General features: G+C 42.7%; 12 protein-coding genes. 8 read left to right on the forward strand and 4 right to left on the reverse strand.

Features of this window, described 5'->3' with window-relative positions; all coding sequences use genetic code 11:
* Positions 1-2: 2 nt before the first annotated feature.
* Complete coding sequence (locus ABXZ32_RS02530) at positions 3-848, forward strand: universal stress protein (RefSeq protein ID WP_354617110.1); 846 nt, start codon at positions 3-5, stop codon at positions 846-848.
* Positions 849-886: 38 nt separating this feature from the next.
* Complete coding sequence (locus ABXZ32_RS02535) at positions 887-2,215, forward strand: dicarboxylate/amino acid:cation symporter (RefSeq protein ID WP_354617111.1); 1,329 nt, start codon at positions 887-889, stop codon at positions 2,213-2,215.
* 3 nt (positions 2,216-2,218) lie between these two features.
* Here the strand turns inward: ABXZ32_RS02535 and ABXZ32_RS02540 are convergent, their stop codons facing one another.
* Positions 2,219-3,106 (reverse strand): SDR family oxidoreductase, encoded by an 888-nt coding sequence (locus tag ABXZ32_RS02540; protein WP_354617112.1) that lies wholly within the window; start codon positions 3,104-3,106, stop codon positions 2,219-2,221.
* A 17-nt stretch (positions 3,107-3,123) separates the two neighbouring features.
* Positions 3,124-4,143: a quinone oxidoreductase family protein gene (locus ABXZ32_RS02545; RefSeq protein ID WP_354617113.1), complete on the reverse strand. Its 1,020-nt coding sequence runs from the start codon at positions 4,141-4,143 to the stop codon at positions 3,124-3,126.
* A 128-nt stretch (positions 4,144-4,271) separates the two neighbouring features.
* Here ABXZ32_RS02545 and ABXZ32_RS02550 point away from each other — a divergent pair, with 128 nt between their 5' ends.
* Genes ABXZ32_RS02550 through ABXZ32_RS02560 form a run of 3 tightly spaced genes read left to right on the forward strand, consistent with a single transcriptional unit; the run spans position 4,272 to position 6,785 of the window.
* The gene (locus tag ABXZ32_RS02550) at positions 4,272-5,447 is read left to right on the forward strand and encodes a polymer-forming cytoskeletal protein (protein ID WP_354617114.1); all 1,176 of its coding nucleotides are present in this window, start codon (positions 4,272-4,274) and stop codon (positions 5,445-5,447) included.
* 11 nt (positions 5,448-5,458) lie between these two features.
* Complete coding sequence (locus tag ABXZ32_RS02555) at positions 5,459-6,112, forward strand: dienelactone hydrolase family protein (protein WP_354617115.1); 654 nt, start codon at positions 5,459-5,461, stop codon at positions 6,110-6,112.
* Positions 6,113-6,116: 4 nt separating this feature from the next.
* Positions 6,117-6,785: a phosphoribosyltransferase gene (locus tag ABXZ32_RS02560; protein WP_354617116.1), complete on the forward strand. Its 669-nt coding sequence runs from the start codon at positions 6,117-6,119 to the stop codon at positions 6,783-6,785.
* 19 nt (positions 6,786-6,804) lie between these two features.
* Here the strand turns inward: ABXZ32_RS02560 and ABXZ32_RS02565 are convergent, their stop codons facing one another.
* A complete protein-coding gene (locus ABXZ32_RS02565; protein WP_354617117.1) occupies positions 6,805-7,008 on the reverse strand; it encodes a dodecin family protein in 204 nt (67 codons plus the stop codon).
* Between the two features lie 222 nt (positions 7,009-7,230).
* On the opposite strand from ABXZ32_RS02565, the gene ppsA reads away from it, so the two are divergent.
* From ppsA to ABXZ32_RS02580, 3 genes are all read left to right on the forward strand, one after another.
* Positions 7,231-9,636 (forward strand): phosphoenolpyruvate synthase, encoded by a 2,406-nt coding sequence (gene ppsA, locus ABXZ32_RS02570; protein WP_354617118.1) that lies wholly within the window; start codon positions 7,231-7,233, stop codon positions 9,634-9,636.
* Positions 9,637-9,699: 63 nt separating this feature from the next.
* Positions 9,700-10,551 carry an OmpA/MotB family protein gene (locus tag ABXZ32_RS02575; RefSeq protein ID WP_354617119.1) on the forward strand — a complete coding sequence of 284 codons (852 nt, stop codon included), beginning with the start codon at positions 9,700-9,702 and terminating at the stop codon, positions 10,549-10,551.
* Positions 10,552-10,573: 22 nt separating this feature from the next.
* Positions 10,574-11,539, forward strand: coding sequence for a 1-phosphofructokinase family hexose kinase (locus ABXZ32_RS02580; RefSeq protein ID WP_354617120.1), 966 nt, complete (start codon positions 10,574-10,576; stop codon positions 11,537-11,539).
* A 749-nt stretch (positions 11,540-12,288) separates the two neighbouring features.
* Here ABXZ32_RS02580 and ABXZ32_RS02585 read toward each other — a convergent pair.
* Positions 12,289-12,762, reverse strand: a complete 474-nt coding sequence (locus ABXZ32_RS02585) for a hypothetical protein (RefSeq protein WP_354617121.1) — start codon at positions 12,760-12,762, stop codon at positions 12,289-12,291.
* Positions 12,763-12,803: the final 41 nt, after the last annotated feature.

The raw sequence follows: 12,803 nt of genomic DNA on the forward strand, positions 1-12,803 counted from the left end.
TCATGCAAACTATACTTTATGCCACCGATTATTCTGAGAACTCCGTTGCAGCACTTTTATATGCCAACAATCTTTGTATTAAATTAAAGGCCAAGCTGCTCGTCCTCCATGTGTTTGACCATCCCATGTCCCTGGCCACCAAAGTATCTTTGGCCTATCTAAAAAAAGAACAGGAACTGTTCGAAGTACATAAAATGAAATTGGAGGCCTTTTGTTATGAGCATCTAAAAGACAAGCCCATTGTAACCAACAGACAGGTGATCGCCATAGAGAATAGATCCAGTACGGACGGCATCCTTGAAGCCATTGTAACCCTTGACCCGGATATGGTAGTTGTGGGCACAAAAGGCGGTAGCGCCCTAAAGGAATTTTTATTGGGCAGTACAGCTGTTGGCTTGATAAAAAAAGCACCTTGTACTGTGCTAACGGTACCCGAAAATACAACCCCTGCCCCATTGCACACCCTGGTCTATGCCACAGATTTTGAAGACGCCGATATTTATGCCATCCAGCAACTGGTAAAAATTGCCGAACCCTTTAAGGCGGCCATAAAAATTGTGCATATTACCACCAAAGAAGAATATGAAGAGGATAGGCAGGTGGTATGGTTACAAAAAATGCTGGAGCAAAAGGTGAACTATAAACCCATGGGCTTTGAGCGTATACTTTCCGAGAATATCCTGGAGGAACTCCATACCTATATTGAACGTTCTGATGTATCCATCTTAGGGATGCTGGAACGTGATGATGGCAGCCTCATGCGAAAATTGATGCACAAAGATCTGGTCATAGCCATGGAATCTTACTTGACCATTCCTCTCATGTGCTTTAAGGTGGGTGGACTTTAAAAACTATTATCCACTAGTTGGCAAACCTTTAGAACACTATGATAGAATTTAGACCGCTTAATACCTTATCAGTTCATTTAGACCGGCTTATCCATGGCCAATTATGGATTAAGGTCATTATTGGAATCATTTTAGGGGCGGGATTGGGCATGCTACTAAATCCGTCTTCAGGGCTTCTTTCTGAAAATATTAGTTTACGACTAGCCGATTGGCTAGACCTGCCCGGACAAATATTTATGAGGCTGGTCCAAATGGTCATGATCCCGTTGATCATTACATCAATCATTACAGGAATTGTAAGCAATACCTCAGAGAATCTTAAATCTTTTGGACTTCGGCTATTGCTGTATTTTATTTTTACTACCGCCATTGCCATCATGATAGGTCTGGCCGTGACACTTATTTTGAAACCTGGCCAGTATATTTCTTCGCTTGGTGGCTTTCCAAATAGTGGTGAAAATCAAATAGCAGCTAATGAGCAAACTGACCTTCTTGAGAACATCCCAGTTGCAATTTCAAATCTTATCCCCAATAATCCGTTGGAGTCAATTTTGCTCGGAGAAATGTTGGGTGTTGTTATTTTTACCATCATCATAGGGGTGGCTATAACCCAAATCCGCCAAGATACGGTACGACCTATTATCCATTTTTCTGAAGCCATTCAGAAAATTTGTATGATTATAGTATCCTGGGCCATGCTGTTGGTGCCCTATGCCGTATTCGGCTTAATTGCGGCTTTGTTATCCAGAACGAGCTTTGAAATATTCCTGGGTTTAGGGTATTATATGGTTGTAGTTATATTGGGCCTGGTCCTATTAATGATATTCTATTTAATACTGGTTTTGGTCATCACCAGAAAAAATCCATTCACCTTCTTAAAAGCAATCAGGGAACCACAACTACTGGCATTTTCTACCGCCAGTTCCGCTGCCGTTATGCCCCTATCCATGAAAACAGCAGACGACAAATTGGGCGTATCTTCCAATATCAGTGATTTTGTGATCCCAGTTGGGGCCACAATTAATATGGATGGAACAGCATTGTTTCAATGCGTAACCACCTTATTTATGGCACAAGCCTATGGCATAGAATTGACCATAGTCAACCTCCTGATCATCACCTTCACCGTGGTGGCTGCATCCATAGGTACTCCAGCCATTCCAGGTGGTGGGGTTATTATTCTAACATCGGTACTTCTGAGTGCGGGAATTCCTATTGATGGTCTGATCATTATTATTGGCATAGACCGTATTTTGGGAATGTTTAGAACTGCAGTGAATGTAACCGGAGATCTTACTGCATCCATTATTTTCAACAAATATTACGGGGCTGTGACAAACACTAAAGCAGTTACTGATAAAACCTAATGGTTAAATCAGTTCCTCTACATCCCTATGTGGCACCTTGGACCTTTGTACTTCTGCCCTTGCCCCGCCTATCATGGTATACTCATTTTTGATCTTTGCCCTGTTCCACCAAAGTACCCAATGTCCTAAAAGGGGAAAATAACGGGTGATCACCCTCGCCAGATGTCCAAGTCCCGTTAATGTAATGGAGTCCTTGCGCATGGCGATCTGTACGCAGACACTTTTGGCCACGTGCTCACGGGTATCGAGTTTTTCATTTGTCCGTTTGGGAAGGTAGATCCAAGATCCATCCATATCCAAAATGGTCTTTTTGGGATCGTTCTCGGTAAAACCAACATAAGTAATCCCCACGTGCACCCCATTATCGGACAACTCTATCCGTAGGGCCTCAGCCAGTCCGGCCTGTGCCATTTTTGAGGTGCTATAGGCTGCATTGTAGGGCATGCCCCTAAAACTGGCAACGCTATTGATAAAGATGATGTGTCCTTTTGATATTTTTAGATGGGGAATGGCATATTTGCTTAAATGTGCGGCCCCGTTAAAATTGGTCTCGGCAATTATTTTGTAATTGGAATCGGCCATATCCTCAACACTCCCCCTGCTGCTTATCCCGGCATTGTTCACCAAAATATCCAATCCTCCATAGGTGGCTACCGCACTATCAATCAACTTTTTGCATTGGGCGGGAAAACGGATATCTGCAACCACGGGCATGGTTTCATATCCCAGTTCCTTTAATTCCATTGCCGCACGCTCCAACCGCTGCCTGTCCCTTCCATTTAAAACTACCTTGGCGCCCAGATTCAATAATTCATGGGCTATGGCTTTTCCTATGCCCATACTGGAACCACTGACAATGGCCACCTTATTTTTAAAAAATCCGTTTCCCATCACATTTCATTTATTGTTTACCATTTCACCACAATTTTTCCCATGGATTTCCTCGATTCCAAAAATTGGTGTGCCTCCGCCAACAGTTCTATGTTATATTCCGCTCCCACAAAAGGGTTTAAATCACCTTTCTCGGTCATTTGAATTACGGCCTTCATGGCATTGGCCACCTTATCCGGTCTTTCCTCCCCAACCTTTAGCATGTTCACCCCGATCATTCCCTTGGATCCCCCCAAAAACTGAATGGGATGATAGATCCCAAATTGGAACAGCACTTTTAATTTTCCGAAAAAGGAGGTGTTCTTATTCATGGAGGACACCCCAAAGGTCAGTATCCTTCCTCCTGCTCCCAAAAGTCGGAATCCCTTTCGCACGGAAGTCCCTCCTACAGGATCAAAAATCACATCTAACCCAACATCCTTATTGAGCAAGCGAATCTCCTTTTCAAAATCGTTCTTCTTATAATTAATGGGGTGGTGCACCCCAAGCTTCTTTAAATATTCCATTTTTTCCACGGAACTGCAGGTACCAAAGACCATGCATTTTTTCAACAATGCCATTTGTACCAAGGCCGTTCCCACGCCCCCTGCCGCAGCATGGACCAGCACCCTATCACCTTCCTGCAGATTCGCCATGGTATGTGATAAGAAATAGGCCGTACTATATTGAGTGGCCAGGGCTACGGCAATTCCGGCAGAAAAAGTTTCCGGGATCTTGTGTGCCATCGCTTCCTCGGCCACGGCATACTCTGCATATCCCCCGAAACGTGTCAATGCCACTACCCTATCCCCAACTTTTAGCCCTGAAATATTGGAACCACATTCTTCAATGTGACCCACAACATCATAACCTAAAATGGCCGGTAAGGGTGGTGCTGCCTTATATAGCCCCAACCGGGCCATAACATCAGCGAAATTGAGACCAAATGCAGCTACTTTTATCATTACCTGATCTGGTGAAAGACTGGGTTTTTCTGTTTCCCGCACCTCAAAAGCGGTTTGGGATGCTCCGTATTTTACCAAAAAGGCAGCTCTCATATATTTCTTGGATTAATTACCCTAAAGAAAGGTAACCAACCTAGTGCGACTTTCACCTGACCAAGGTCATTTGATTATCAAATGATTCGCCTTTTATTTGAATACAGGTCCCCCATAAATTCCGTAAAATGAAAAGATATATATGGATGTGGGCTTTCTTTTTCGCTTTTGTCTCCCATGCGCAATTCAAATCGGGTGAAAATGTAACCATAACACAAACTCAAGATGATGATATTTACCTGGCAGGTGAAGCCGTTAATATCAACAATAAGGTCCGAGGTGATGTTGTCGCTAGTGGAGGCTCCATTTTTGTTTTAGATTCCATAAGTCAAGACCTAATTGCTGCCGGGGGTGAACTCACCTTCAAGGGATATGTTGCCGATGATGTGCGTGCCGCAGGGGGAAAATTGCTGATTGATGCAGAAATTGGGGATGACGTTGTTGTAGCAGGAGGCAAAATACATATTGGCAACAATAGTATCATCCACGGTAATCTTATATCCTTCTCTGGGGAGCTTCAAGTAAATGGAGATGTAATGGGGACGATGAAAGCCTCTGCCGGAAAGGCCTCTATTTATGGGACCATAGGAAAAGATGCCAAAATAAGCGGAGGGGAAATTTACCTGGACGGGGATTTTATGGGGAATACCCAAATTACCGCGGAACACCTCACCATTGGAAACAATGCCAAATTCCACGGAGAGGTTACCTATTGGACCAAAGAAGGGGAAGTGGATTTTAAAAATAGCCTTGTGGGCACATCTGCAACCTTTACGGAAGAACTTCGCATGGAGGAAGAGGAACTTTCATTATACAAATTTGGAGCATTTTCCTTTGGGCTGGCCCTTTTTTACATCCTGTCCATATTTTTGGTTATCATTTTGTTCCATGCCTTGTTCAAAAACCAATTCCCCACCATAACGACAGATGTGGAAGACAATACCTGGAATGTTTTGGGCAATGGTCTGATCTATATATTTGGAGTACCATTGCTTATTATAATTACTTTCATCACTCTTATCGGTATTCCCATAGGGCTCTTTATTTTGGTCACCTACCTCTTTAGCCTACTTTTTGGACATATTCTCGCCGCATTGTTGTTTACCTATTATTTGAACCAACGCAAAGAAAAGCAATGGGGATTTTGGGCAATGGTGTTTTTAACGCTGGGGTTTGCCCTCCTCCTGCGGTTGGTAACCCTTGTTCCGATTTTAGGATGGATCATCTCAGTTGTGGCATTGAGCTTTACCTATGGGCTCTTAATCAAGAAGGTGATAAGTAAAAAGAAAAAAGTGGTAGTATAAAACATGGAGTTATGTCAGTTGCACTCACAAACAATACCCTGGATATAAGGTTAAAGAAAGTCACCTTAAAAGGCATGTTGTTTCTACCGGAAAACGCCTTAGGGCTCGTCATTTTTTCACATGGCAGCGGTAGTAGTCGGTTAAGCCCCAGAAACAACTACGTTGCCGAAATACTTCAAAAAAAGGTCCTGGGCACCTTTCTGTTCGATCTACTTACCGAAAAGGAAGATAGGATCTACGAGACAAGGTTCAATATAGATCTATTGACCGAACGCCTTATTGAAGTAACTGAATGGTTGCAACAGTACGGCCCTACCAAAAACCTGCCTATGGGATACTTTGGCGCCAGTACAGGTGCAGCCTCTGCCCTTAGGGCCGCCGCCTTCTATGGGGATGCCGTTGGAGCGGTAGTATCCAGAGGGGGAAGACCAGATTTGGCCATGGAGGATTTAGCCAAGGTCAAGGCCCCAACACTGTTATTGGTAGGGGGATGGGACCATATGGTCATTGAATTAAATGAGAGTGCGTACGATAAATTAAGATGTAAGCGTAAGCTAGAGATCATTCCCGAGGCCTCCCACCTCTTTGAGGAGCCCGGAAAATTGAAAGATGTGGCCGAAAGATCGGCCAAATGGTTTTTTACTTGGTTAACCTTAAAAAAATGAAATTATGTTTAAAGATCGTATAGATGCCGGACTTCAGTTAGCGGCAAAGTTAAAGGACTACAAAGACAAAGACGTTGTTGTTCTTGCCATTCCTAGGGGTGGACTCCCATTGGGCTCAATAGTCGCAAAATCATTAAATGCTCCGTTGGATGTTGCCCTTTCAAAAAAAATAGGCCATCCCTATAATAAGGAATATGCTATTGGGGCAGTAAGCATGGAACATATTATACTTAGTGATGCTGCAGAAATTGAAAAGGGGTATATCGATAAACAAACGGCAAAGATTAGGGCCAAATTAAAACATCGTTACCAACAATACTATAAAGAAAGGAAACCCGAATCCCTGCAGAATAAAGTGGTCATTATAGTGGATGATGGGATAGCCACGGGAAATACCATCCTTGTGACGGCAGAGCTGGTACATGCACAAAAGCCGAAGAAAACCATAGTCGCCATTCCGGTAGCACCAAGATCCGCCATTCCCAGACTAGAAGCATCCCCCTACATAGACCAGGTGATTTGCCTGTTGGCACCGCATAACTTTCATGCCGTGGGGCAATTTTATAAAAATTTCCAACAGGTATCAGATGCCGAGGCCATATCAATTTTTGGAAGAATCCATACATCAAACAGAAGAAAGCGCACTAAAAGAGAACGTTTTAGTGCGCCTTAAACCAAATATCGCAAGATGACTAATTCTTGATACCGAAAGTTACTTTGGTGTTTACACGATATTCGGCAATTTTGTTGTCCTTAACAGAAACCTGCATTTCCTGGACATAAACAGATTTAATATCCTTTACCGATTTGGAAGCCTCAGTAATGACATTCTGAACGGCATCTTCAAAACTCGTTTTGGAATTGCCCAAGATTTCGATCACTTTTAATACGGACATAATACGTTGATTTAAAAAGTAAGGTTAGTGTTTCGTATTTTTTATCTCTATGAAGATATTGCTCTTACAGATAGCAAACTATGACCTACATCATGTGGACCTTTTCTTGCTAAAAAAAATCAATTTTGCCATTTGTCTTGTCCTCCCTGCACTCTAATGATGAAAGTCATATGGTAGGAACAATACATCTCCTAGCTTTGGTTATACTATAAATTACCAAAGATGAATATTAAGGAATTCAGTACCATAGGCATCGAGGATATTGCCCTTGTAGGGGGTAAAAATGCCTCTTTGGGAGAAATGTACAATCAATTGACGTCTAAAGGGGTTCGTGTGCCCAATGGCTTTGCCACTACTTCAATGGCCTTTTGGCGATTTCTGGACGAAAACAAGATCAGGCAAGCCTTGGAAAACCTGATGGCACAGTTGGACAGGACCAAATTCTCCAACTTGGACCTCATAGGAAAAAAAGCCAGGGGCCTTATTTTAGAAGGGACAATATCCAACGAATTATATAAGGACATCGCCAGTGCCTATGAAAAGCTGAGCGGGGATTCCCCTAGGGCGGTTGCCGTACGAAGCAGCGCTACCGCCGAAGATCTTCCCGATGCCAGTTTTGCCGGACAGCATGAGTCTTTTTTGAATGTAAAAGGCGAGAAAAAGGTGGTAGAAGCGGTAAAGAGATGTTTTGCCTCCCTCTATACCGATCGCGCCATAAAATATAGGGAAGACCAAGGGTTCAACCATCACGACATCGCGCTGTCTGTAGGGGTTCAGCTCATGGTGCGCTCCGATGTTGGATGCTCGGGCGTGGGGTTCACTATTGAACCGGAATCTGGTTTTGAAAACGCCATGTTGCTCTCAGGAGTTTGGGGCTTGGGAGAAAATATTGTCCAGGGCGTAATCAACCCCGATGAATTTTATGTCTTCAAGCCTTCCTTGCGCCAAGGCAAATACCCCATCATCCAAAAAAAAATGGGCGATAAAAAACTGACCATGACCTATGCCACCACAATTGACCCGGCAACCACTGTCAATCGGCATACCTCTTATGACAAAAGATCGCAATTTGTATTGACCGATACCGAGATCATTGCACTGGCCAAATGGTCCTTATTGATAGAGGAGCACTATAACAAACCTATGGATATTGAATGGGCCAAGGACGGACAGACCGAAGAACTTTTTATACTACAGGCGCGCCCAGAAACCGTGCACCATACAAAAGACAAAAACATCCATATTTCGTACCAGCTGTTAGCAACAGGCAAATTATTGACCCAAGGAAATGCCGTGGGTTCCATGATCAAAACGGGCACCACCGTCCTTTTAAAATCTCCGAGAAACACGGGACTTTTAGACAAAGACACCATTATTGTGACCGATACCATAACCCCAGATTGGGATCCCTTACTAAAGCAAGTTGGGGGCATCATAACCAATAAAGGGGGCAGAACCAGTCATGCGGCAATTGTAGCCCGAGAACTGGGAGTGCCGGCCATCGTGGGTTGTGGGAACGCCACTACCGCCATCTCCAATAACAGCCATATCACCTTGACCTGTGCCCAGGGCAAGACCGGATATATTTATGAAGGGAAGCTACCTTACAAAGAAACAGAAATCGACTTTTCAAAAATAAAACTTCCCAAAACCGAGGCCAAATTGATCTTGGCAGATCCCGAACTCGCCTTTCCCCTATCCTTTTATCCCAATAATGGGGTTGGCTTATTGCGGATGGAATTTATCATTACCCATATGGTGAAAATCCACCCAATGGCCTTGGTACGATTTGAAGAATTAAAGAAGGGGGCCACCAAAAAAAATATTGAGACGATTACTAAAGGCTACCTCGATAAATCAGAATATTTCATAGATAGTTTGGCACAAGGGATCGGTACAATTGCCGCGGCCTTCTACCCAAAAGAAGTGATTGTAAGGTTGAGCGATTTTAAGACCAATGAATATGCGAATCTTTTGGGCGGGAAAGAATTTGAACCCCAGGAAGAGAATCCCATGTTGGGCTTTAGGGGAGCCTCCAGGTATTATAGCTCTATGTACAAAGAAGGGTTTGCCCTGGAATGTGCCGCCATTAAAAAAGTGCGCGAAACCATGGGTCTGAATAACCTAAAAGTTATGGTCCCTTTTTGCAGAACCCTGGAAGAAGGAAAAAAGGTAATTGCGCTTATGGAAGATAACGGATTGAAAAGAGGGCATTTGGGGCTCGAAATTTACACCATGGTAGAAATTCCCAGCAATGTGATCCTCGCCGAAGAATTTGCAGCCATTTTCGATGGGTTTTCCATAGGATCCAATGACCTTACCCAATTGACCTTGGGCATAGATAGGGACTCCGATTTATTGGCGCACCTTTTTGATGAAGACAACCCTGCCGTAAAAAAGATGATAGCCATGGCCATTGCCGCGGCACGGAAAACAGGTACAAAGATTGGACTATGTGGCCAGGCGCCAAGCGATTTTCCGGAGTTTGCTGCTTTTTTGGTACAGGAAGGGATCGACAGTATTTCCTTTAATCCGGACGCACTCATACAAGGAATTGAGAACATGAACAAGGCAGAAAAAAGTCAAATGGTAGCTGATTTGATGGACAAGACTCCTTTAACACGTTAAAAGGGGAAGAAAAATTATATAATCCTAGATGTATTTATACATCAACCCTAAAAACAACCTAAAATGAAAAATCCAATTTTTATCGTAATAATCCTTGCGCTATTAACCTCCTGTGTGAGCCAAAAGAATTACACCCAGGCGCTTAACAGGGCCGAAGCATGTGAAAATGATCTAAAAACCAGTGAGAACGCACGTATGTTGTTAGAGACTAATCTGGCCAATGAGATAAATAAGACCAAGGGCATGGAGCAAGAAATAGCTTATTTCAAAAGCACCAATACCAATTTATTGGAAAGACTGTCCGACCTATCTGTAGTGAGCAAGTCTGGTGCCGAAAGCATTAAAAAATCTCTGGAAGCTCTTAATGAGCAAAACAAATATATCAAAGACCTTACCTCGTCCATGCAACGTAAAGATTCCATTAACCTGGTTCTTGTAATGAACCTCAAAAGGTCCCTGGATAATTTTGACGATGAGGATATCAGCATTGAAGTAAAAAAAGGCGTTGTTTATATATCTATTTCAGACAAGATGCTATTTCGTTCTGGCAGCTATCAAATAAGCAATAGGGCCGAAGAAGTCATCGGTAAGATCGCCAAGATCATCAACGATCATAATGAATTGGATATCCTGGTAGAAGGACATACGGACAATGTGCCCATAGCCACTGAGTGTATGGTGGACAATTGGGATTTAAGTGTAAAAAGGGCAACCTCCATTGTTAGGTTGATGCAATCTAAGTTTGGCGTAAAGCCACAGCGAATGACCGCGGGGGGGCGATCCGAATTCATCCCTAAGGATACTAACGAATCCGTTAAGGGAAGGGCCTTGAACCGCAGGACAGAAATCATCATTTTACCTAAACTAGACCAATTTTTTGAATTGTTGGAGCCGCCTGTAGCTGCGGGAAATTAGTAGTAAGCAGAACAATTAGCCCATGAATAAAATCATCACTCTTACGGTAAACCCTGTGATAGATAAAACTACCACAGTGGATGGGATGGAACCAAATCGCAAATTGCGCTGTTCCGCCCCCACCTATTTTCCAGGGGGTGGCGGCATCAATGTCTCAAGGGCCCTACAAAATCTTGGAGGCAGGAGCACTGCCATTTATCTTGCTGGCGGGGCTTCAGGGGTGCATATGCAAAGGTTAATGGAGGTAAGGGGGATTGAACAAAAAGTAGTATCCCAAGAAGGCAGAACACGTGAAAATTTATCGGTATCGGATACGAAGCACAAACTACAATACCGCTTTGGCGTACCGGGAGCTTTTGTGAAGGAAAGGGAATGGAAGGAAAGTTTAAGGCTTCTTGAAACACAATTAAATGATGGTGATTATATAGTGGCCAGTGGTAAATTACCCCCTGGGGTTCCCACCACTTATTTTGCCCAGGTGGCAGCCATTGCAAATAAAAAAAATGCCCTGCTAATTTTGGACACCAAAGGAGATGAACTAAAAGAGGCCGTAAAAGCTCCCATCTTTCTTCTTAAGCCCAATTTGGGTGAATTTAGTTCCCTTCTGGACAAATCCTATATCGACTTTTCCGAATTGGAAAATTTGGCCATCCGTTTTATGGCCACACATTCCTGTCATATCATGGTGGTTTCCATGGGTGCCAAAGGCGCCTTAATGGTTTTTATGGACCAATGTATTTTTATTCCGGCTCCAATGGTACTTCAGAAAAATAAAATTGGGGCAGGTGATAGCATGGTCGCCGGGATGACCCTTGGCCTTGAAGAGGGTCGGTCATTTTTAGAAATGGCACAATATGGGGTAGCCTGTGGCACTGCGGCCACTATGACATCAGATGGGGAGCTGTGCAAAAAAGCAGATGTTGATGCACTCTACTCCTGGGTTAAAAAACACACGAAACTGGGCAAAAAAACAAAGGAAAAAAGTTAAAATATTTTCAAACTGATATAAATCATTTTATCTCATGACTCTATCAAATACTTTAGCACTGTTCTTAAAAATATTGTTTTGAAGGTATTGGCAAAGGTTTTGGGGGAACCCTTTGTCAGTATAACGGAGGATAAAGATATGCTTCACATCTAGTTTATGGTGTTGGCCCACTCTTAATGGGCGTATGCTTTAAATAGTATTTCCAGCATATCTTTTCCTCCTAAAGATCCGGGATATAAAAATCCCGGTTTCTTTTAATAATTGTTAAATTTTCGGAAACTGATCTAGGTCATTTCAAATGCCAGTTTTGGTGCTTATTTTAGCACTTTAATTACAATATAAAATAACACGTTCTTTGATGATATAAAGGTAAAGGCGCATTGGTGTAGCAATATACCAAAGCACTTAGGAAGTATGTTACGTCAGTATACCTTGTGGACCACAATTTTACCCAGCGATGGGTAGTTGAAGGGTTTTACTATAAGTGGTCATTGTTCATACATATCTTCTGGAAACCAGAACATGCAAATGTTCTGGTTTTTTTATAAGACATTGGTCAGGATTTCTGTAAAGAAAAATGGACCATAGTGAAGCAATAGAAATTGTTGGTTACAACGTATACCTCTGATCCATTTTAGCAATAATTTGGTTTAAAGGATAGATTGGACACCTACTGATTGATATTCTTCATAGGAAAAAGGAGGCTCTGCCTCCTTTTTCTGTTTTAAACTGTTACATTGACCAAGATGTCAGTTTTTGGAATCAAGGAGGCCCGGGTGGTACTCCCTAAGAAAGTGATTGCGGATCGAGTCCATTCTCTTCATAAATTGTTGCATTTCCGGATGGTGCCTTTCCCAATTTCTAAAAAAATAATCCTCCGAGAAGAAGTCCTTCATCATAAGCGAGTCTGCCTTTGGGAAATACGAAAAATCCCTTCTCAAGGAAGGTGCCTCCATTTCTCCAAAATACCGCTTAAAATTATCCATAATACTGTCCAGATTCACCCTTAGCGAATCCCCTGCCCTATTGGAATAGTGCCAGGAGTAGACAGAATCATATTTGATAAGGTTACCCAATTCATCGTATTCTCGGGTGACATTCCATTGTCCTTTGGGCTTTACAATGGAATCGTTTATTGTCTCTTTTTCGGGATTCTGGTCTTTTTCCTGCCCCTTACAAGAGCCCAAGGACAGTAAAACCAATAAAACTGCTAACTTTTTCATTCCACAAAAATTTAAATTACACTTTTAATAAATGATCTAAA

The sequence above is a fragment of the Sediminicola luteus genome, from assembly GCF_040566555.1.
In the GTDB taxonomy this organism is placed as follows: Bacteria; Bacteroidota; Bacteroidia; order Flavobacteriales; family Flavobacteriaceae; genus Sediminicola.

Excerpts from the sequence above, each read along its gene's own strand:
- ABXZ32_RS02530 (WP_354617110.1), top strand. The coding sequence starts at position 3 with ATGCAAACTATACTTTATGCCACCGATTATTCTGAGAACTCCGTTGCA.
- ABXZ32_RS02535 (WP_354617111.1), top strand. The coding sequence starts at position 887 with ATGATAGAATTTAGACCGCTTAATACCTTATCAGTTCATTTAGACCGG.
- ABXZ32_RS02540 (WP_354617112.1), bottom strand. The coding sequence starts at position 3,106 with ATGGGAAACGGATTTTTTAAAAATAAGGTGGCCATTGTCAGTGGTTCC.
- ABXZ32_RS02545 (WP_354617113.1), bottom strand. The coding sequence starts at position 4,143 with ATGAGAGCTGCCTTTTTGGTAAAATACGGAGCATCCCAAACCGCTTTT.
- ABXZ32_RS02550 (WP_354617114.1), top strand. The coding sequence starts at position 4,272 with ATGAAAAGATATATATGGATGTGGGCTTTCTTTTTCGCTTTTGTCTCC.
- ABXZ32_RS02555 (WP_354617115.1), top strand. The coding sequence starts at position 5,459 with ATGTCAGTTGCACTCACAAACAATACCCTGGATATAAGGTTAAAGAAA.
- ABXZ32_RS02560 (WP_354617116.1), top strand. The coding sequence starts at position 6,117 with ATGTTTAAAGATCGTATAGATGCCGGACTTCAGTTAGCGGCAAAGTTA.
- ABXZ32_RS02565 (WP_354617117.1), bottom strand. The coding sequence starts at position 7,008 with ATGTCCGTATTAAAAGTGATCGAAATCTTGGGCAATTCCAAAACGAGT.
- ppsA (WP_354617118.1), top strand. The coding sequence starts at position 7,231 with ATGAATATTAAGGAATTCAGTACCATAGGCATCGAGGATATTGCCCTT.
- ABXZ32_RS02575 (WP_354617119.1), top strand. The coding sequence starts at position 9,700 with ATGAAAAATCCAATTTTTATCGTAATAATCCTTGCGCTATTAACCTCC.
- ABXZ32_RS02580 (WP_354617120.1), top strand. The coding sequence starts at position 10,574 with ATGAATAAAATCATCACTCTTACGGTAAACCCTGTGATAGATAAAACT.
- ABXZ32_RS02585 (WP_354617121.1), bottom strand. The coding sequence starts at position 12,762 with ATGAAAAAGTTAGCAGTTTTATTGGTTTTACTGTCCTTGGGCTCTTGT.